The 19,455-nt window shown below is 65.4% G+C and carries 23 protein-coding genes; 4 read left to right on the forward strand and 19 right to left on the reverse strand.

Annotation, left to right across the window (positions count from 1 at the left end):
• Window positions 1-73: 73 nt before the first annotated feature.
• From tilS to ABMA46_RS00810, 19 genes are all read right to left on the reverse strand, one after another.
• Window positions 74-1,423 carry a tRNA lysidine(34) synthetase TilS gene (tilS, locus tag ABMA46_RS00720; protein WP_348997370.1) on the reverse strand — a complete coding sequence of 450 codons (1,350 nt, stop codon included), beginning with the start codon at window positions 1,421-1,423 and terminating at the stop codon, window positions 74-76.
• Window positions 1,417-2,523 carry a tol-pal system protein YbgF gene (ybgF, locus tag ABMA46_RS00725; RefSeq protein WP_348997371.1) on the reverse strand — a complete coding sequence of 369 codons (1,107 nt, stop codon included), beginning with the start codon at window positions 2,521-2,523 and terminating at the stop codon, window positions 1,417-1,419. Before ybgF ends, tilS begins: the two co-directional genes overlap by 7 nt.
• A gap of 221 nt (window positions 2,524-2,744) precedes the next feature.
• Complete coding sequence (gene pal / locus ABMA46_RS00730) at window positions 2,745-3,248, reverse strand: peptidoglycan-associated lipoprotein Pal (RefSeq protein ID WP_348997372.1); 504 nt, start codon at window positions 3,246-3,248, stop codon at window positions 2,745-2,747.
• A gap of 268 nt (window positions 3,249-3,516) precedes the next feature.
• A complete protein-coding gene (gene tolB, locus ABMA46_RS00735) occupies window positions 3,517-4,839 on the reverse strand; it encodes a Tol-Pal system beta propeller repeat protein TolB (protein WP_425475667.1) in 1,323 nt (440 codons plus the stop codon).
• A gap of 51 nt (window positions 4,840-4,890) precedes the next feature.
• A complete protein-coding gene (locus ABMA46_RS00740; protein ID WP_348997373.1) occupies window positions 4,891-6,060 on the reverse strand; it encodes a hypothetical protein in 1,170 nt (389 codons plus the stop codon).
• A gap of 7 nt (window positions 6,061-6,067) precedes the next feature.
• Window positions 6,068-6,526 carry a protein TolR gene (gene tolR, locus ABMA46_RS00745; protein ID WP_348997374.1) on the reverse strand — a complete coding sequence of 153 codons (459 nt, stop codon included), beginning with the start codon at window positions 6,524-6,526 and terminating at the stop codon, window positions 6,068-6,070.
• Window positions 6,527-6,538: 12 nt separating this feature from the next.
• Complete coding sequence (tolQ, locus tag ABMA46_RS00750) at window positions 6,539-7,255, reverse strand: protein TolQ (protein WP_348997375.1); 717 nt, start codon at window positions 7,253-7,255, stop codon at window positions 6,539-6,541.
• A 355-nt stretch (window positions 7,256-7,610) separates the two neighbouring features.
• Window positions 7,611-8,090, reverse strand: a complete 480-nt coding sequence (gene ybgC / locus ABMA46_RS00755; protein ID WP_348997376.1) for a tol-pal system-associated acyl-CoA thioesterase — start codon at window positions 8,088-8,090, stop codon at window positions 7,611-7,613.
• Entirely contained in the window at window positions 8,087-9,127 is a 1,041-nt protein-coding gene (gene ruvB, locus ABMA46_RS00760; RefSeq protein ID WP_348997377.1) for a Holliday junction branch migration DNA helicase RuvB, read from the reverse strand. The genes ybgC and ruvB overlap by 4 nt, the downstream gene beginning before the upstream one ends.
• Window positions 9,124-9,522, reverse strand: a complete 399-nt coding sequence (locus ABMA46_RS00765) for a type II toxin-antitoxin system VapC family toxin (RefSeq protein ID WP_348997378.1) — start codon at window positions 9,520-9,522, stop codon at window positions 9,124-9,126. The genes ruvB and ABMA46_RS00765 overlap by 4 nt, the downstream gene beginning before the upstream one ends.
• Window positions 9,519-9,797, reverse strand: coding sequence for an AbrB/MazE/SpoVT family DNA-binding domain-containing protein (locus ABMA46_RS00770; protein WP_348997379.1), 279 nt, complete (start codon window positions 9,795-9,797; stop codon window positions 9,519-9,521). The genes ABMA46_RS00765 and ABMA46_RS00770 overlap by 4 nt, the downstream gene beginning before the upstream one ends.
• Window positions 9,798-9,861: 64 nt before the next feature.
• Complete coding sequence (gene ruvA / locus ABMA46_RS00775) at window positions 9,862-10,482, reverse strand: Holliday junction branch migration protein RuvA (RefSeq protein ID WP_348997380.1); 621 nt, start codon at window positions 10,480-10,482, stop codon at window positions 9,862-9,864.
• A 10-nt stretch (window positions 10,483-10,492) separates the two neighbouring features.
• Window positions 10,493-10,906 (reverse strand): type II toxin-antitoxin system VapC family toxin, encoded by a 414-nt coding sequence (locus tag ABMA46_RS00780; RefSeq protein ID WP_348997381.1) that lies wholly within the window; start codon window positions 10,904-10,906, stop codon window positions 10,493-10,495.
• On the reverse strand, window positions 10,906-11,148 hold the full coding sequence (locus ABMA46_RS00785) for an AbrB/MazE/SpoVT family DNA-binding domain-containing protein (RefSeq protein WP_348997382.1): 243 nt from the start codon (window positions 11,146-11,148) through the stop codon (window positions 10,906-10,908). The genes ABMA46_RS00780 and ABMA46_RS00785 overlap by 1 nt, the downstream gene beginning before the upstream one ends.
• Window positions 11,149-11,202: 54 nt before the next feature.
• Window positions 11,203-11,709, reverse strand: coding sequence for a crossover junction endodeoxyribonuclease RuvC (gene ruvC, locus ABMA46_RS00790; protein ID WP_348997383.1), 507 nt, complete (start codon window positions 11,707-11,709; stop codon window positions 11,203-11,205).
• Between the two features lie 75 nt (window positions 11,710-11,784).
• Window positions 11,785-12,318, reverse strand: coding sequence for a protease adaptor protein RcdA (rcdA, locus tag ABMA46_RS00795; RefSeq protein ID WP_348997384.1), 534 nt, complete (start codon window positions 12,316-12,318; stop codon window positions 11,785-11,787).
• 363 nt (window positions 12,319-12,681) lie between these two features.
• Window positions 12,682-13,062 carry a hypothetical protein gene (locus ABMA46_RS00800; protein ID WP_348997385.1) on the reverse strand — a complete coding sequence of 127 codons (381 nt, stop codon included), beginning with the start codon at window positions 13,060-13,062 and terminating at the stop codon, window positions 12,682-12,684.
• Window positions 13,063-13,304: 242 nt separating this feature from the next.
• A complete protein-coding gene (locus ABMA46_RS00805; RefSeq protein WP_348997386.1) occupies window positions 13,305-14,945 on the reverse strand; it encodes an acyl-CoA synthetase in 1,641 nt (546 codons plus the stop codon).
• A gap of 61 nt (window positions 14,946-15,006) precedes the next feature.
• Window positions 15,007-15,777 (reverse strand): sulfite exporter TauE/SafE family protein, encoded by a 771-nt coding sequence (locus ABMA46_RS00810; RefSeq protein ID WP_348997387.1) that lies wholly within the window; start codon window positions 15,775-15,777, stop codon window positions 15,007-15,009.
• Window positions 15,778-15,932: 155 nt separating this feature from the next.
• Here ABMA46_RS00810 and ABMA46_RS00815 point away from each other — a divergent pair, with 155 nt between their 5' ends.
• The 4 genes from ABMA46_RS00815 (at window position 15,933) to ABMA46_RS00830 (ending at window position 19,447) form a co-directional block, all read left to right on the forward strand.
• Window positions 15,933-16,391 (forward strand): GNAT family N-acetyltransferase, encoded by a 459-nt coding sequence (locus ABMA46_RS00815; protein ID WP_348997388.1) that lies wholly within the window; start codon window positions 15,933-15,935, stop codon window positions 16,389-16,391.
• Between the two features lie 110 nt (window positions 16,392-16,501).
• Complete coding sequence (locus ABMA46_RS00820; RefSeq protein ID WP_348997389.1) at window positions 16,502-17,149, forward strand: thiamine phosphate synthase; 648 nt, start codon at window positions 16,502-16,504, stop codon at window positions 17,147-17,149.
• 3 nt (window positions 17,150-17,152) lie between these two features.
• Entirely contained in the window at window positions 17,153-18,391 is a 1,239-nt protein-coding gene (locus ABMA46_RS00825; protein WP_348997390.1) for a tetratricopeptide repeat protein, read from the forward strand.
• A gap of 120 nt (window positions 18,392-18,511) precedes the next feature.
• A complete protein-coding gene (locus ABMA46_RS00830; protein WP_348997391.1) occupies window positions 18,512-19,447 on the forward strand; it encodes a CPBP family intramembrane glutamic endopeptidase in 936 nt (311 codons plus the stop codon).
• Window positions 19,448-19,455 lie beyond the last annotated feature (8 nt).

The raw sequence follows: 19,455 nt of genomic DNA on the forward strand, positions 1-19,455 counted from the left end.
AGGTTTCCACGCTAACATAGGGAGAGCGCCACTCCTTGCCAAGCACAACAGCATGAAGCGGTTAAGCATTGGACTATGGTTCGAAGCCGATGGAACCGCAGAACGGCGGATCGGGAATGGCCGACGCACCGATGAGGGCTGCGGCCGCCCGCGCCGGGGCGAGATCGAAGCTCGGCAGGAACGACCGCCAGGGTGCCAAGACAGGCTCGGCACGGAAGAAATCGTCACCCTGCGGCACGTCGGAGCCTTCTTTTCTCCGCCTTAGGGACGGTTCCGCCGACAAAGCCGCCCTGATCAAGCCCGGTGGCGCGGCTTTCGCGACAATTCCGTTGACCGCCGGCCCCGCCGGTTCGATCACCGTTTCGGAGCCGCCGCCATCAAACGTGATGCGCCGCCTGCCGTCCCAGACCATTTCCGGCACGGCATGGCACGGTACCGGCAGGCCGCGTCTTTCGCGATGCAGGAAGACGCCGGAACGTCTGCGATCGACCACGCATCGCGACAATGTGGCGCGCCTCCCGCCTGCAGCCAGACCGGCAAGGGCTGCCTCCGTCTTGCCCCCCGGCGGCAGGAAGGTCGTGCCACCGATCACGGCCAAGAGGATGCGCAGGGCTTGCCGCGCGGCTTCTCGGTCGGCGACGTCGGCGAAGGCCGGATCGAGCCGCACCAGCCCGGCGACCGGACAGGCGGCGTGATCGCGGATGAGAAGGGCGGCCCGTCGCCCCAGGTCCACGCGCCGGCGAGCGGCGGCCTGCGCGAGTGCCAGCATCTCTTCCACGGGCGCGGCTGTCCGCTCCCGATCGGCCCGCACCCGGGATCGCTCGAAGCGCGTGTCAGCATTAGTCGGATCGTCGAACCACGCCACGTCCTGCCTCCGCAGCCAGCCGCGCAGTGCCTCGCGCCGGCAGCCGAGCAGCGGGCGCACGATCCAGGTCGCGCCGTCGTGCAGCGTCGCCGGCGCCATGCCTGCGAGACCCGGTTCGCCGGCGTCTGCGCTGCGGGCCTGCCGCATCAGGACGGTCTCCGCCTGATCGTCGGCGGTATGCCCTGTCACCACCAGCGCGATGCCGGCCTCGCTGGCGGCCTGCGCCAGGAGGCGATAGCGCGCCTCGCGCGCGGCCTGTGGCAAGCCTGTATCCGGTTTCGGTCCGGTCCAGACAAGCGTGCGATGGGCGATGCCGCGAACCGCGCAGAAGCCCGCGACGGCGGCGGCTTCCGCGGCAGAACCCGCGCGCAACGCGTGGTCGATGGTCACCGCAAGCAGGGATGCCGCGGGATGGAAACGGTCGAAATGCTTTTTGAGGAGAAGAAGAAGAGCGGTTGAATCGCTGCCGCCGGAGACCGCCACGACGGCGCCGCCGGAAAAATCGAAGGACGAGAAGGCTGCTGACGCGAGATCGAAACCGGCGTCGCGCGTCAGCACGATGCGAGGGCCTCTTCCTGCTTGATGCGCGACTTCAGCGCACCGGAAACGTCGGGGTAACGCTTGCCGATCTCGCTGAAGGTCGCGCAGGCGACGTCGCGCTGATGGAGACCGACAAGCGAGACGCCGAGTTTCAGCATCATGTCGGGCGCCTTCTTGGCCTTGGGGTAGTCCTTGGAGGCGGCGAGGAACACCTCGGCCGCGTCGCGGTATTTCTGCTGGCCGAGCAGCGCTTCGCCCAGCCAGTAATGCGCGTCCGGTGCCTTGGAATCCTTCGGGAAACGGGAAATGTGATCTCGAAAACCCTGCTCGGCGGTCTTGTAGTCGCCCGACAGGATGAACTGGTAGGAATTGCGGTAAAGCTCGTCGGCATTGTCGGTCGGCGGCAGCGAGGCGACGACCGTGCCGCCGTCCTGTGCGCCCGCGCCCTGCGTGCCGCCGTCCTGGGTGTCGTTGTCCTGCGAAACCGCAGCCGGCTGCGCCGGCGCGGACGCCGCGCCCTGCCCGGCATCGACGACGTTGCCGTTCTTGTCGACCGTGATGGTGCCGAAGGTTTTGGGCGGCATGCCCCGGCCCGCCTTGCCGGGAGCGCCGTCGCCCGAATCCATGATGACCTCGCCGATCTCATCGGTCGACTGGCCGGACTGACCGGGCGCGGCTGATGCCGTCTGCGCGCCGTTGTCGACCGGTTGCGCCGGCGCCTCGGCGACCTTCCTGGCGGTCGGCTCGGTCGCCTCCGATTTCTTCTGCTTGCCCTGATCGCCGCCTTCCAGTTGCTGGAAGCGGAACTCGTTGTCTTCCTGCTGCTTGCGGATCTGCTCCTGCATTTGCAGGATCTGGAAATTGAGTTCCTCGATCTTGCCGTTCATCTGGCGGATCTGGTCCTCGATGCCGACCGTGCCGACGCCGTTGGACTGTTGGGCGACCTGCGTCTGCGGCTCTTCCTTCTTGCCGTCGCCGCCGAACACGCCGAGCGTCGGCAGATGGAAGGAGAAGCCGGAATCGGCGTCGCTGCCGGAACCGGCCTGGACGGTCGGGATCGTCATGGCGGACACGAGCAGTGCTGCCAGCGTGCCGCTGAGGAGTGTTCGAAAGTGCATATGCTTCGCGCCTCGGAAATCAAAAGCCGTTCGATGATCGTGCGGCAGGGTCACGACGGGTCGATCCGCCCACAGCCCAGCCGGCTCGGCTTTTAGCAGGACGCGAGACTTCGGCCAAATTTTGTTTATGGCCTGCAATCAGGCAAAAGGCGGCCCTGAGGCCGCCTTTTCATAACCGATGTTGCAATTTTGCGGCGCGGCCGCTTCAGGCCCGCGCGAACTCAGCTGCCGGCGCCTGAAAGCGTGGTGACGGCACGGCGGTTCTGCGACCAGCAGGAGATGTCGTCGCAGACGGCCACCGGACGCTCCTTGCCATAGGAGATCGTCTTCAGGCGGTTGCCGGAGACGCCCTGCGAAATCAGGTAGTCGCGCGTGGCGGCGGCGCGGCGAGCGCCGAGCGCGAGGTTGTATTCGCGCGTGCCGCGCTCGTCCGCATGACCCTCGACCACGATCTGGTACTGGCTGTACTTGTTCAGCCACTGGGCCTGGCGGGCCAGCGTCTGCTGGGCATCGGAACGGATCGCCGAGGAATCGGTGTCGAAGAAGATGCGGTCGCCGATATTGACGGTGAAGTCCTGCGAGGAGCCGGGCGTGGCGCTACCGGCGCCGCCGAGACCGAGATCGGCCGCGCTGTTCATCTTCTTGGACGCGCAGCCCGCGATCGCCAGCGATGCCACCAGCGCGATCATGACCGGATTTGCTGCAAGTTTTGCGATACGGCGCATGCCGCCTCTCCTTCGCATTCGAATGATTTCGTTGAACTCTCAGTAACCACGTTTGGGTTAACCGGGGCTCAAGAAACACGGTTAAAATTCGGTTTCGCCCACCATCCCGAAGACGTCCCCCGAGGAAGCTCCATTCAATGGCCCGCTGTATGGGCCATCGTCGTATTTGGCGCGGACCCTAGACTTAAATACGGCCAAAACGCGGCCAAGCCATGAAAAGGGGCCACAAACGGCCCCTTTTCGAGTATAGTGGACGGCAGGGCCCTCTCTATTCGAGCAGCGGCGACCAGGCCGGGTCAGAGGCGAAGTTGGCGGTCGGGATCGACTGCTCGTTGCGGCCGGTCAGGTCGATCGAGAACAGCTTGGGGCCGCCCGAGCCGGGCGCTTCGCGGAAGAACATCAGCACCCGGCCGTTGGGCGCCCAGGTCGGGCCTTCCTGCTGGAAGCCAGTCGAAAGGATGCGCTCGCCCGAGCCGTCCGTCCTCATGACGCCGATCTGGAACTGCCCGCCCGACTGCTTGGTGAAGGCGATCAGGTCGCCGCGCGGCGACCAGACGGGCGTCGAATAGACGCCGTCGCCGAAGGAGATGCGGTGCTGGTTGGAGCCGTCGGCGCCCATGACGTAGATCTGCGAGCGCCCGCTGCCGCCGCCGCGGTCCGAGGTGAAGACGATCTGCGAGCCGTCCGGCGAATAGGACGGCGAGGTGTCGATGGCCGTCGAGTTGGTCAGCCGCGTGGTGGTGCGGCTCCTCAGGTCCATGGCGAAGATGTTGGAATTGCCGTCGTCGCGTAGCAGGCTCATGATGACCTTCTGGCCGTCCGGCGAGAAGCGCGGGGCGAACGTCATGCCGGGGAAATTGCCGACGAGCTCGCGCTGGCCGGTCTCGATCTGCAGCAGGTAGACCCGCGGCTGGCCGCCCTCATAGGACATATAGGTGATTTCCTGCCGGTTCGGCGAGAAGCGCGGCGTCAGCACGATGGACGAGCCGTTGGACAGGTAGCGCACATTGGCGCCGTCCTGGTCCATGATGGCGAGCCGTTTCTTGCGCGCGTTCTTGGCTCCGGATTCGTCGATGAAAACGACGCGGGTGTCGAAATAGCCCTTCTCGCCGGTCAGGCGCTCATAGATCGCGTCGGCGATGATGTGGCCGATGCGGCGCTTGTTGGCGTCGTTAGCGAAGAACTGCTCGCCTGCCATCTGTTGGCCGGCGAAGGTGTCCCACAGCCGGTATTCGGCGCGGATGCGTCCGTCCGCCTCCTTGGAGACGCGCCCGGTGACCAGCGCCTGCGCGTTGATGACCTTCCAGTCGTCGAAGCGCGGCGCCATGTCGGGATTGGAGATCTTCTCGATGAAGGCGCCGTGGTCGAGCGGGGCGAACAGGCCGGAGCGCTTGAGATCGGCCTCGACGATGCCCGATATTTCCGGCCCCAGCCCCTCGCCCTGGAAATCCGTGATGGCGATCGGCAGCGGCTCGATCGTGCCCTTGTTGACGTTGATCTCGACCAGCGCGCGGGCGGGCAGCGTGGCGAGCGCGCAGAAGCCGGTGGCGACGGCGCCGATCATCATGAGGGTGGCAAGAAATTTCTTCATATCGCGTGAGCCTCGTTTTCTGGCGGGCTGTGAGGGGCGGGCCTGAGAGTTTTAGAATCCGTTCAACATGTCGCTCGGATCGAAATTGACCACGATTTCCGACCATGTGTCGTATTTGTCGGCCGGAAGATTGAAGGGCGCGCATTTCTGCACCGCCCGCACCGCCGACTCAGCCGCGGTTCGGGCGGGGCCTGACGAGGCGCCGCCCTTGACCACCTGCGGGCGGCCTTCCAGCTCGCCCGAGCGGTCGAGCCGGAACCGCACCGAAACCTTGAGCGTGTCGGCGTCGTCGACGCCGGCGGGAATGCTCCAGCAGCCGCCGAGCTTCTGGCGCAGCGCGTCCATCTCGTTCTGTGAAAGCTTGTTGCCGCCGGTGTTCTTCTCGCCGCCCAGCGCCGATTGCTGCGTCGAGCGCTTGGCGCCGCCGCCGGCGGATTTCTCCTTATTGAGCAGCGCGGCGATCTTGTCGTCCAGCGATTTGTCGTCCGATTTTGGCCGCGACGACGCCTCCTTGGACGGCTTGTCGGAATCCTTGTGGTCCGGCGCCTTGGCCGTCTCGGCCTGCGCCGCCTGCGGCTTCGGCTTGGCCTGCGGCGCCGGGGCCGTGTCGGGCAGCCTGACGCTTTCCTCCGGCTGCTGGGCGTCGATGGTCTGGGCGATCGGGTCCGGCTTGTCGGGCAGCGGCTGGGCGTCGGCCGCCTTCTGCTCGGCCGGCTTGGGCGCGGGTTCGGGCTGCTTGACGGGCTGCGGCGCCGGGTCCGGCTCCTTGACGGGATCGGGCTTCACCTCTTCCTTCGGCGCCGGCTTGGGAGCGACCTCCGTGGCGGGGACCGGCTTGGGCTCTTCCTTCGGCTTCGGCACGTCCTCGGGCTTGGGCTGTTCCTTCGGCTCGGGCGCCGGCGCGGAAGCATCGGCCGACTGCACCGGCTTCGGCTTGTCCTCGGGCGTCGGCGGCTTGTCGGTGTCGATGCTGTTGTCGCCGGCCTTCTGCGCATCGGGCACGATGTCGGGGCGCTTGGTCGGCGTCGGCGCCGCCTGCTCGCGCATCGTCGCCTTCTTGTCGCCCTCCTGGATCTGCGTGATCGATTCCACCGGGACGATGTCGACCGGCAGCGACTCCACGTCGCTCACGTCGAAAGCGGACGGCGCGCGCAGGGTGAACAGGCCGAAGGCCAGCACCGCGGCATGCAAGACCACCGATGAGGTGAGGCCCGCGCGCATGTCCGCCTTACTGATCCTGTTCCTGCAGCGTGACCAGGCCGATGTTCTTGAAACCGGCCGCCGAGATGCGCGCCATCACCTTCATGACCGTGCCGTAGTCGGCGACCTTGTCGCCACGCACATAGATGCGTTCCTCGTAGCCCGTCTTGGCGATGGCCTGCAGCTTCGGCACCACCTCCTCGATCGGGATCTCGGTTTCCTGGAGGAAGACCTTGCCCTGCGGATCGATCGACACGGTGATCGGCTGCGTGTCCGAGTTCATCGCCTTGGCCTGCGTGTCGGGCAGGTCGATCGGCACGCCGACCGTGAGCAGAGGTGCTGCCACCATAAAGATGATGAGCAGCACCAGCATGACGTCGACCATCGGCGTCACGTTGATTTCGGACATCAGCCCGTGATGGCGGCTGCGCCGCCTGTGGCCGCGCCCGCCGCGGCCGGAACCGCTTGCGCTTACAGACATACCCATGGTGATCTTTCCTCAGGCCGCAGCCTTGGCCACGACCTTTTCATCGATTTGGCGCGACAGTATGGCGGAGAACTCATCGGCGAAGCCTTCCATCCGAACTCCGAGCTTGCCCGAGTCCGACGACAGCTTGTTGTAGGCGATGACGGCAGGGATGGCGGCGAGCAGGCCGATCGCAGTGGCGAGCAGCGCCTCCGCGATGCCGGGCGCCACCACCGACAGGTTGGTGTTCTTGGAGGCCGCGATTGCCTGGAAGGAGGTCATGATGCCGACCACCGTGCCGAACAGGCCGATGAAGGGCGCGGCCGAGCCCACCGTGGCCAGGAAGCCGAGTCGGCCTTCCAGCCGCTCCATCTCACGCGTCAGCGCAAGGTCCATCGCCTTGTCGATGCGGGTCTGCAGCGCCAGCGGCGACTTGGCGCCCTTCTCGAAGCTCTTCTTCCATTCGCGCATGGCGGCGACGAAGATGGCGCCCATGCCCGTTGTCTTGCGGTCAGACAAAGTGCGGTAGAGCTCTTCCAGCGACTGCCCCGACCAGAACACCTGCTCGAAGCGGTTGAGCGAGACGCGCATGCGTGCATAGGCGATCAGCTTGTCGATGATGATCGCCCAGGTCCACACCGAGGCGGCGAGCAGGCCGAGCATGACCAGCTTGACCACCCAACTGGCCTGCAGGAACAGCGCCCATATGGACAGCGACGCCGTCGGTTCGGCGAGTGCGATATTTTCCATCAGCAACGATCCTTAAGATTCCGGGCTCGGCTCCTGGCTTGCCCCTGGCGCTGTACCTTCGTGGCCCCGTTACCCGAAAGCTTCCGGAAATGCCCGAAATGCGCCGTTCGCGGCGTTATTCAGGGCAAATGTTGGTGAAACGAAGGCGGTTGGATTCCTCCGATTTTCACGGATATCTTCATGAACCGTTATGGTTAAGGATGAGTTAGAGAATACGGCGCCGGTTCCCTCTCCCTTGAGAGGAGGATGGCCGCGCAGCGACAGGTAGGGATAATCTCAACCGCACTGAAGCTATTTCGAGGTCGTATTTCTACGGCTCGCGACCGGTCCCCGCGCCTACGCGCCGCCCTTCGCCTCAAGAGGAAGGAATGGGTTTTGCCGGCATGAAAGCCGCGATCCACTCCTTCGGAAACCGCTTCGGCCGGCCGCCTTCGCCGATGATGGCGGCCTCGACCCTGGCCCGCACCAGGAGGTCCTCGCCACGCTTCAACTCCTGCCCCATGACGATGCGGGCCCCCGAGATGGAGGCGGCGCGCGTCTCGACCGTCAATATGTCGTCGATGCGCGCCGGCTGAACGAAGTCGATCTCCATGCGGCGCACCACCCACACGATGCGCTCGCCATGCTTGCCTTCGATCAGCTCGGTATGGTGGACACCGGCGAGGCGCAGGAAGTCGGAACGGCCGCGCTCGAGGAACTCCAGATAGCGCGCATGGTAGACGACGCCGGAAAAATCCGTGTCGGCGTAGTAGACGCGCGCGATGAGCCGGTGCCCGGCCGACGTCAGCTCGCCGGCAAGGCCGACACGTGGCGAAAGTGGATCGGCGCCGTTCACGGCTCCTCCTGGAACAGACTGATCTGCTGCTGGACGAACTCCTTCGGCGCCTCCAGCCCGAGATGCCGCCAGGCGTTCGCCGTCAGCACGCGCCCCCGCGGCGTGCGCTGGATGAAGCCCTGCTGGATCAGATAGGGTTCGATGATGTCCTCGATGGCGTCGCGTGGTTCCGAAAGACCGGCGGCGATGGTCTCGATGCCGACCGGACCGCCACCGAAATTGCGCGCGATCATCGAAAGATAGCGGCGGTCGAGCGCGTCGAGGCCGAGCGCGTCGACCTCCAGGCGGACCAAGGCCTCATCGGCGATTTTTCGGGAGATGGTGTCCGCGCCCGCCACCGCGGCGAAATCGCGCACGCGCCGAAGCAGCCGCCCGGCGATGCGCGGCGTGCCGCGCGCGCGCCTGGCGATCTCGACCGCGCCCTCGTCGTCCAGCGGCATGCCGAGGATGCGTGCGCCACGCCGCACGATGAGTTCCAGTTCCTCGACGGTATAGAAATTGAGCCGCACGGGGATGCCGAAACGGTCGCGCAGCGGATTGGTGATGAGGCCCGCGCGGGTGGTGGCCGCGACCAAGGTGAAGCGGGCGAGATCGATCTTGACCGAGCGCGCCGCCGGCCCCTCGCCGATGATCAGGTCGAGTTGGAAATCCTCCATCGCCGGATAGAGGATCTCCTCCACGGCCGGATTGAGACGGTGAATCTCGTCGATGAAGAGGACGTCGCGGTCTTCCAGGTTCGTCAGCAAGGCGGCGAGGTCGCCGGCCTTGGCGATCACCGGGCCGGAGGTTGAGCGGAAATTGACGCCCATCTCGCGCGCCATGATCTGCGCCAGCGTCGTCTTGCCGAGCCCCGGCGGTCCGACGAACAGCACATGGTCGAGCGCCTCGCCGCGCCCCTTGGCGGCCTCGATGAAGACTTTCAGATTGGCGCGCGCCTGCGCCTGGCCGACGAAATCGTCCAGCGCCTGCGGACGCAAGGTCTGGTCGGCATCCTCGCCGCGCTTGTCGGGCGAGATGAGGCGGGGTGAGAGGGTCAAGAGAGAAGTTCCATGCCCGGAACGGATTTCGCGGCGTCTTTATCGAAGGTGAAGGTCGTTGCGACGCCAAGTTCACGGTTTCGCAAGGCGATGACGGCATCGGAAAAATCGGCGCTGCCGCTTTCGAAGACAGCAAGCGCCTTGCCAGCCACGTGCAGAGCCTCGAATTCGATGTGCTCGACCTCGAGAAGGTTCCTGAGCGCTACCGCCAGCCGTGCCCTCGGCAGCTTGTACCGTGAGCGCAGAACCCAGAAGAATTCCAGCAGCACCGGCAGATAGACGAAGCCGGCTTCCTCTTTGCAGAGCGTCTTCAACAGGCGCTGCGCTGCAGGCGATTGCACGGGATCGTCGTTCAGCGTCGCGCGCAGCAGGATATTGGTGTCGAGACCGATCAACTGACTGACTTGCCTTCTCCCGTTGGCCCTTCGACATGTCCGCTGATGCCATCTCCCACCGCATCGTCATAATCGTCGATTGTCGTGTCCGGCAGCGCATATTCGGCCAATGCGCCGAACAGGGTTTCAACCGGCCGATTGCGCGGAATGATCAGGTAACCCTGCTCCATTTCGATGAAGGCGATCCGATCGCCCGTTTGGAGACCGAGTCTTTCGCGAACTTCGAAGGGTATCGTTGTCTGCCCTTTGCTGGATATTCTAGCTTCGATCCCCATCGTAAGGATTACTCCGATTTCCTTACATATACTGCGTTTCGCCGAATTTCACAACAAGTGCAACCTACCGCGCCAGCTCCTTCAGCCCGAGACGGATGAGCTTGGCCGAATCCGCGTCCTCACCGCCCGTCTTGAGCGCCGAGGCGACCGCGTTGGCGGCGACGTCGCACGAGTAGCCGAGATTGACCAGGGCGGACACCGCGTCCGCGACCGGAGCCGGCGCCACGCCCTCCCCCAGTTCCTGCTTCAGCCCGATGGTGCCGGAGGCTTCGCCGGCGAAGGCCGGCGCCTTGCTCTTGAGTTCCGTGACGATGCGCTCGGCCACCTTCTTGCCGACACCGGGTGCCCGCGAAACCATGGCGACGTCGCGCAGCGCGATGGCGTTGGCGAGTTCTGCCGGTGCCAACGTGGACAGCACAGCCAACGCGACCTTGGCGCCGACGCCCTGCACGTTGTTCATCAGCAGCCGGAACCATTCGCGCTCCAGCGCCGTCCGGAACCCGTAGAGCCGGATCATGTCCTCGCGCACATAGGTCTCGATGAACAGCACCACCGCCTCGCCCGGAGACGGCAGGGCGGCCAGCGTGCGGGCCGGGCAATAAGCGACGTAGCCCACCCCGTGCACGTCGACGACGCAATGGTCCTCGTCGATCTCCTCCAGCGTGCCCTTGAGCTTGCCGATCATGGGACGACCTTTATGGATGGGTGTCGGGTGAGACGATACGCAGTAACGGGAAATACGCGCGATAGCGCGCGGTGTCCCGGGTGAGCAACCGATAGCCACGGATCGTGGCATGTGCACCAATGTAAAAATCCGGCAGCGGCGACCGCTTTGGGCCGCCGTCCCGGCGGTAGGCGACGAAAGCCTTTCCGGCTGCGAAAGCGGCCTCCCACGGCAAATCCTCGCGAACGAAGCGCGACGGCGACAGCGCTGACTCAAGGTCGGCTTCGAGCGGAAAACCCGCAGCCATTTCTGCGTAGACAATCTGGTTGATCACGATAGGTCCCTGCGACCGAAGGCGCTCGATGGTGCGGGTCGACCATTCTTCCCAGGCGCTGCCTGTATCGAACAGGTCGATCAGAACGTTGCTGTCGACCAGCGTCGACATCAGTCCCTCAACAGTTTGAAAAATTCGTCGCCGGTCATCCCGCCAAGGTCCATGGTTCCCTTATGGCGGCGGATATGGTCCATGAAATCCGCAGTCGCGGCCCTGGACTGGGAACTCGTCGCAGGGCGTATCAGCGCACCGTCCTCGCGCAGATCGAACTCGATCTCACTGCCGGGAACGATGCCCAGCTTGCGGCGAACATTCTTCGGAATGGTGACCTGGCCTTTTTCGGTGACGCGCATGGTAATACCTCTTCGGTATTACCTATCGCCCATACTGGAACAAGTCAAGAACATTCAGGCGATCGCCAGTCTTGCAGCCAGGCTTTGCCGGTGATGCGCATGGCAGATGGCGATGGCCAGCGCGTCGGCAGCGTCGTCGCCGTCGAAGCTGGCCTTCGGCAGCAGCACCTTGACCATCATGTGGATCTGCTTCTTGTCGCCGTGGCCGACGCCGATCACCGTCTTCTTCACCGCGTTCGGGGCGTATTCGGCGACCGCCAGGCCGGCCAGAGCCGGCACCAGCATGGCGATGCCGCGCGCCTGCCCGAGCTTCAGCGTGGCGGACGCGTCCTTGTTGACGAAGGTCTGTTCGACCGCAGCCTCGTCCGGCGCGGCGTCACGCAGCACGCCGGCGAGACCGTCATGCAGCTGGCACAGCCGCGCCGCCAGCGGCGCCTTGTCGTCGGAGCGGACAGTGCCGGCGCCGACGAAGCGCAGCGAATTGCCCAGGCTTTCCACCACGCCCCAGCCGGTGCGCCTGAGGCCCGGATCGATGCCGATGATGCGAATCGCCTGCTGCATGACGCCGAGTGTATCTCCCCGGAAGAGCCATGCCAGCCAAATGTGAACAAACAGGAAACGAAAGCGTCGATGCGCTCAGCCGCGCGCGAACGCCGTATTGAGCAGTGTGATCTGGTCGGAAACGGGATTGGCATGGCGTACGGCCGCCCGGAACCCCTCGGCGCCGCCCTTGCCGTAGACCTCCTCGTCCATGCGCCGCACCAGCGACTGCAGCCGGAGCGAGCGGGTGACGAGATCGACAAACTCCTCCGGCAACTCGCTCCAGCCGGAAGCCTCGTCATGCGCCGAAGCCGTGTCGAGCCTGACCTTGGATTTTTCCGAGGCCACCTGGTCGCGGGTCATCTCGCCGGAATTGGCGGCGCGCTGCAGAAGCAGCCATGACGCGATCTGCATGAGGCGCGTGGTCAGGCGCATCGATTCGGCCGCATAGAGCGTCGCGCCCAGACGCGACAGCTTCTTGGCTTCGGCGCGACCCCTTCCGTCGAGATACTCGGCGGTCTGCTCGACCAGCCCCATGCCCTCGTCGTAGAGCGGCTTGAAGGATTGGGAAAAAACCCGGCGCTCCGCAAGCTTGACGGTTTTCGCGCTTTCCTTCGACGTCTCGCTCATTTCCTGTTCCGCCTGACAACCCGGCTGATTCGGCCCTTGCAGCCGCGCCCGCACCCTATACGACACGGTTTTGAAAATGCGCTGCCGTACCCACGAAGGCAAGCGCATGTTTAACAAACGGTTAACGCGAGGGTTCCGGTGCGAACCGGATAAAAAAAGAGCCGCGATGAGCGGCTCTCAGGAGTTTAACAGGGAGGCGTCAAACAAAGTGGCTCCAACCACTCGGTAAGAATCCAGATCACTGGATAGCCACAGTAAGCCCCTATAAAGGTAAACAAAGCCTTAACCGGCCCGGGAATTTTTTATGCGCAGCGGCAAAACTGTGCCGTAGCGGCACAGTTCGCGGCGACGGGTGCGGCAGTCTCAAGCCGGTCGATAGACGGTGCGCAGCGCGATGAAGGCGAACAGCGCCATCGCCGCGTAGAAGCCGATCGAGCCGACGGCCGTCATCGCTTCCATCGCTTCGTTTCCGGCCAGAAGCAGATAAAGGCCCGCCATCAGAAGGATGCCGCTCACCGCAGCCAGCCAGAAATGCAGTTTCGCCAGCGCGCTCGCGGCCGCTGCCGGAAACAGATGGTAGAAGAAGGCGAAGACCGAGGACATCAGCCATCCCGCCACCATGACATGCGCATGCGTCGGCATCTGCGTATGATCCTGGCTGATCGCCATATCGATACCCAAGCCCATGCCGATCAGTGCATAGACGATCGCAAGCGTGAAGAAATTTCGCGCCACTCCCTGCATGTCCTCCCCCCTTCTGCCCGGCGCGTGAAAGCCCCGGCGCCCAAAAAATTCGATACGCCTTTGCTCCAGCGATGTTTCAGGACGATGTCGCGCTCGCCTCGATCTTTTATTATTTTAGCAAAATCTAACGAATAAAGCACCGTAAGGCAAAGCCTCAGCGCACAGGCATCCATCCCGTCACGCGGACGGCAGCGAGCCCGGATGTCGACAGAGGGTAGATGCGGCTCTGTCCAATTGCCAGGTCAGCCCTGGCTCGCCATCTCGCGCAGCCGGAATTTCTGGATCTTGCCCGTCGAGGTTTTCGGGATTTCGGCGAAGATCACCGCCTTGGGCACCTTGAATCGGGCCAGCAGCGAGCGGCAGTGCTCGATGATCTCCGCCTCGGTCGCCGTCTTGCCCGGCTTCAGCTCGACATAGGCGACGGGAACCTCGCCCCACTTGTCGTCCTGGCGGGCGACCACACCGCAGGAGGCGATGGCTGGATGCCTGTAGAGCGCGTCCTCCACCTCGATCGAGGAAATATTCTCGCCGCCCGAAATGATGATGTCCTTCGACCGGTCCTTGAGTTGGATGTAGCCGTCCGGATGCATGACGCCGAGGTCGCCAGAATGGAACCAGCCGCCCGCGAAGGCATCGTCGGAGGCCTTGCGGTTCTTCAGGTAGCCCTTCATGACGATGTTGCCGCGGAACATCACCTCGCCGATGGTCTGGCCGTCTGCCGGCGTTTCCTCCATCGTCTCGGGATCACGGACGCTGAGCCCTTCCAGCGCCGCATAGCGCACGCCCTGGCGCGCCTTCTTCGCGGTGCGCGCGCCCTTGTCGAGCCCGTCCCAGTCGCCTTGCCATTCGTTGACGACGGCCGGACCGTAGGTCTCCGTCAGCCCGTAGAGATGCGTGACGGCGAAGCCAGCGTCGGCCATGCCGGACAGCACCGCTTCGGGCGGCGGCGCCGCCGCGGTATTGAAGGTCACCGTCTGTGGAAAGGCGCGGCGTTCGTCCTCGCCTGCGTTGATCAGCAGCGACATCACGATGGGCGCGCCGCACAGATGGGTGACGCCGTGATCCGCGATGGCGTCGTACATCGCCCTGGGCCTTACCCAGCGCAGGCACACATGCGTGCCGGCCTGCACGGCAACAGTCCACGGAAAACACCAGCCGTTGCAGTGGAACATCGGCAGCGTCCACAGATAGACGCAGTGCTTGCCCATGCCGGCATGGATCGTGTTGGTATAGGCCATCAGCGCAGCGCCGCGATGGTGATAGACAACGCCCTTCGGATTGCCGGTGGTGCCTGACGTGTAGTTGAGCGAGATCGCGTCCCATTCGTCGTCCGGCATCGACCAGGCGAAATCCTCGTCGCCGGACGCCAGGAACGCCTCGTAATCAAGGGAGCCGATGCGCTCGCCTTTCGGATAGGGCGCGTCGGCGGCGTATTCGGGATCGTCGTAGTCGATCACCAGCGGCTTCACCTTCGCCAGCGCCAGGGCCTCCCTGATCACGCCGGAGAACTCCCGGTCCACGATCAGCACCTTCGTTTCGGCGTGGTCGAGCTGGAAGGCGATGACGGCCGCGTCGAGGCGGGTGTTAAGGCTGTGCAGCACCGCCTTCACCATCGGCACGCCGAAATGCGCTTCCAGCATCGGCGGCGTGTTGGACAGCATCACAGTCACCGTGTCGCCCTTGCCGATGCCCTTTTTCGCCAGCGCCGAGGCGAGCTTCAGCGCGCGCCGCCAGAACTCGCGGTACGGGATCCGCTGGGTGCCGTGGATGATGGCGACGTGGTCGGGAAACACCTTCGCCGTCCGCTCCAGATAGGAAATCGGCGTCAGCGGCTGGTAGTTCGCGGGATTCTTGTCGAGATCCCGCTCGTAGGGGTTGGCCATCCCGTCCTCCACAAAAGTGCTTCGGCAATGTCTAAGCACAGCTCCGGGATGGCGTCATCCTCTACAATATGCCGACCGCTCCGTCCCAGATGAGCTTGAGCGACAGGACAAACACCAGCGTATAGGTGACGGGATAGAAGATTTCGGCGCGCATGCGCTTGACGATGGCCGCGCCGGCAAAGGTGGCGGCGATCGCCACCGGCATCAGCGAGGCGGCGGCGGTGAGATTGCCGGTGTCGAGCTCGCCGAGCGCGAAATAGGGAATGAGCTTGACCGCGTTCATGATGGCGAAGAACAGCACGCTGGTGGCCGTGTAGAGCTTCGGATCCTGCCTGAGCGGCAGCGTGTAGACCTGATAGGGCGGGCCGCCGGAATGGGCGACGAAGCTGGTGAAGCCCGAGACCGTGCCCCAGAAGGCCCCCGCTGCGACGTTGTGCGGATGCGGCGTATCCTGCCCGGCGACCTTCTGCCACAGCCATCTCAGCACGAAGCCCAGCGCCACCACGCCGACGATCAGCTTGACGGCGGCTTCCGTCACCACCAGCGCCGTCAGCCAGCCGATGCCTATGCCGGCAAAGGCGCCGGGCAGCATGTTGCGGAGCGTGATCCAGTCACGCCGGTTGCCGCGCCATGCCCACAACGCGGCAAGGTCCATGAGCACGAGGATCGGCAGCAGGACGGCGGCCGCCTGCACCGGCGGCATCACCAGCGCCATCAGCGGCACGCCCATCACCGCCATCGCGCCGCCGAAGCCGCCCTTGGAGAAACCGATGAGCGCCACCGCGGGAATGGCGGCGGCATAGAACCAGGGATCGCTGAGAAGGCCGGTCATGTGCGGATGTCGAAGCGGAAGGACGGCACCTCATAGCGGAGTTCGCCCGGCGCGGCGATAGAAATATGGAACGGGCATAGGTGTTCGCCTTGATAGCGGCGCGGGCGCCATCTATCCACGGCACCGGACAGATGAAAGAAGCCGAGGAGGCCGTCATGGGCGAGATCGCATTCCGCCGCGCCGCAGAAGAGGACGTCGCCGCCATCGTCGCCATGCTGGCGGACGATCCGCTCGGCGCGACCCGCGAGGACCTGTCGACGCCGGTTGCCGCCGCCTATATCGAGGCGTTCCGCGCCATCGCCGCCGACCCGAACCAGTATCTCGCCGTGATGACCGACGACGGCACGGTGGTCGGCACGCTGCAACTGACCTTCATTCCCGGACTGTCGCGCAAGGGCGCGCTGCGCGGCCAGATCGAGGCGGTGCGCGTGGCCGCCGGCAGCCGTGGCGGCGGGCTCGGCCAGCGCCTGTTCGAATGGGCGATCGCGGAATGCCGCCGGCGCGGCTGCCGCACCGTGCAACTCACCACCGACAGGAGCCGCGCCGACGCGCACCGCTTCTACGACCGGCTTGGTTTCACGGCCAGCCATATCGGCTACAAGCTCGCCCTTTGAAGCTCGTTAGGCATGGTTCGTCGCGAGCCTGTTCAAGCTCGGCGCTTTGCTCTATGCCGCATTGCAACCATCTTCGCCCCGCATAGGCGGGCAGGGTCCCAGGGTTGGCGATGAACGACAAGACACAACCGAACCGCTGCCGCATCGTGCTCCTGGCCGGGCCGGGCGTCGAGGCCGGGCAGCTTCAGGGCGCGCTCGACGGCGGCGACGTCGCATCCGTGATCCTGTTCCGGGAAGGCCTCGACGAAGCATCCTTCCAGTCGCTCGCCGAAAGGCTCGTTCCGCTGGCGCAACAGGCGGGCGCGGCCGCGATCGTCGCCGGCGACACGCGCATTGCCGGCCGGGTCCATGCCGACGGCATCCATGTCGAGGGCGGCAAGGCCGAACTGGCCGAGGCGATCGAAAAATTCCAGGCGAAGATCATGGTGGGCGCGGGCGGCGGCAAAAGCCGCGACGAGGCGCTGGAAATCGGCGAGGAGCGGCCCGACTACCTGTTCTTCGGCCGGTTCGGCTATGACGGAAAACCCGAGCCGCACCCGCGCAACCTTTCGCTCGGCCGATGGTGGGCCGAGATGATCGAGATTCCCTGCATCGTCATGGCCGGTTCGGATCTGGAGTCGGTGCGCGCCGTGGCCGCGACTGGCGCCGAGTTCGTCGCCCTGTCGGCGGCGGTGTTCGGCGAGGGCGCGGATCCGCGCACGGCGATCGCCCGCGCCAACGCGATGCTCGACGAACACGCGCCGCGCTTCGGGGACTGATCGATGCGGCTCGCGTCCATCGCCGTCATCGTATCGGCCGCGCTCTGCATGGCCGGTCCCACATGGGCGCAGGAAGCCGCGAAGCCGAAAGCCGCCGGCCAGACGGCAGCAGGCAAGATCACCACTGATGGAACCGCTGGGGGCAAGCCTTCCCCGGACAAGGCCCAGCCAAAAGGAGCGCAGCCGGAGAGCGTGCAGCCCGAAGCCAGGCAACCGGACGGAAAATCGGTCGAAGCGCCGGTGCTCGTCCCGCCGCCAGCGCTGCCGGCGCCAGAGGCGCCCGACCTGTCCCGGTTCGGCGACAGGCCGCTGGTGAGCAAGCCCATCTCCAATCCGCTTCCTCAACCGGCGACCACCGACGAGCCGCCGCCGCTGTCCTCGGCCGACACGATCGACCCGTCCCGCTTCGGCGGCCGCCAGCCGGACGCGGCCTACGGCGCCTACCAGCGCGGCCTCTACAAGACGGCGTACAATCTCGCCCTCGTGCGCGCCAAAAACGGCGACCCGGCGGCCGAGACGCTCGTGGCCGAGATCCTGTCGCGCGGCCTCGGCGTTCCGCTGAATGCGGCGGAAGCGGCCAAATGGTATCAGCGCGCCGCCGAACAGGGTGTTCCCGAAGCGCAGTTGCAGTACGCGCTCATCCTGCTCGACGGGCGCTACGCGACGAAGGACGAGAAGGCGGCGCATGCGCTGATGCAGGCCGCCGCCGAAGCCGGCAACCCGCTGGCGCAGTTCAACTTCGCGCAACTTCTGGTGTCCGAGGATCCCGGCGATGCCGGCCTGGCCAGGGCCATCCCCTATTACGAGCGCGCCGCCGCGACCGGCCTGCCCGACGCGCAATACGCGATGGCGCAGGTCTATGCCAACGGCGTCGGCGGCCGCAAGCAGGACGACGCGCGGGCGCGCGGCCTGCTGTTCCAGGCGGCACGGCAGAATTTCGACACCGCGCAGCTCGATCTCGGCGACTGGCTGATCCAAGGGCGGGGCGGCAAGCGCGACTACAAGGCCGGCTTCGGCTGGACGAAGGTCGCCGCCGAGGGCGGCAACGTCGCGGCGCAGAACCATCTTGCCAAGCTCTACATGATGGGACTCGGCGTCGAGCCGGACACCACGCTTGCCGCTGCGTGGTACATCGTCGCCCGCCGCGCAGGCCTGATCGACGACGAGATGGAAGACTTCATGAACGGCCTGACGGATGCCCAGACCAAAGAGGCGCTGAAGAAGGCGAACCGGCTGCCTTGACGTCCGCCGGCGCCTGAAGGGCGCGAGCGTTAGTCGGCGGCGGCAATCTCCGGTTTACCCGTTTGCAGGCATAAGGGACGGGGCGCCGCAGCGGAGCGGCGGCTGCTTGGATGAGGTGCGATGATCGATCCCGGTGCTTTCGAAGCCTACAGGAACTCGCCGAACGGGAAGACGACGCTGCCGCGCCTGATCGCCGGCGTTGCCGTCATCGTCGTTTTCTGGGTCCTGTCCACGCTGGCCGTGATCTTCGCGGGCATGTCCGTTTCGGCGTGGCTCCAGGCCGGCGCCGGCCAAGCACCGGATATGGCCGGCTTCCTCGCCACGCCCGTCGGCGTGCTGACGGCGCTCGGCTCCTTCGCCGGCATCTGGATCGGCGCCTGGGTCGCCATGCGCTTCATCCACGGCGAGGCGCTGTCGGCGCTGTTCGGCAACAGCCGGCGCATCTCCTGGAACGGATTCGCCAAGGGATTCTGCGCGGTGATCCTCACCTCGCTGGTCTCCGAGATCCTGCTCTACGCGATGCAGCCCGAGATCGCGCGCGGCACGATCGACTTCATGTCCTGGCTGACGGCGCTCGGTCCCGTCGCGCTGCTGACTTTCCTCCAGACCTCCTCGGAAGAGCTGTTGTTTCGCGCCTACCTGCCGCGCGGGTTGGCCAAACGTTTTGTCAGCCCGGTCGTCTGGGCGCTGCTGCCGGTGCTGGTCTTCACCTCGCTGCACTGGAGCACGGCCGCCACGCCCGTCATGAACGTCATGGGCCTGACGACGATCGCCGTCTTCGCCGCCCTTTTGATGACGCTGGTCTACGCCACCGGCAACCTCGGCGCGTCCTTCGGCGCGCATCTGGCCAACAACCTGTTCGGCTTCCTGCTGATCTCGCACCAGGAGGCCTACAACGCCTTTGCCCTATTCGTCGCCCGTCCGCTGGAAGGCGCAGGGTGGAGCGAGGCACAGGCGCTTCTGATCGGCGGCATCGGCATCGTCTCGACCCTGCTGACGGGCCTTCTCCTGCTGCATCCGCGTTCGCCGCTGAAGGTCGAGCCGGACCTCGGATAGCGCCGGCG

This window comes from Mesorhizobium hunchu (assembly GCF_040081975.1).
Classification (GTDB): domain Bacteria; phylum Pseudomonadota; class Alphaproteobacteria; order Rhizobiales; family Rhizobiaceae; genus Mesorhizobium; species Mesorhizobium hunchu.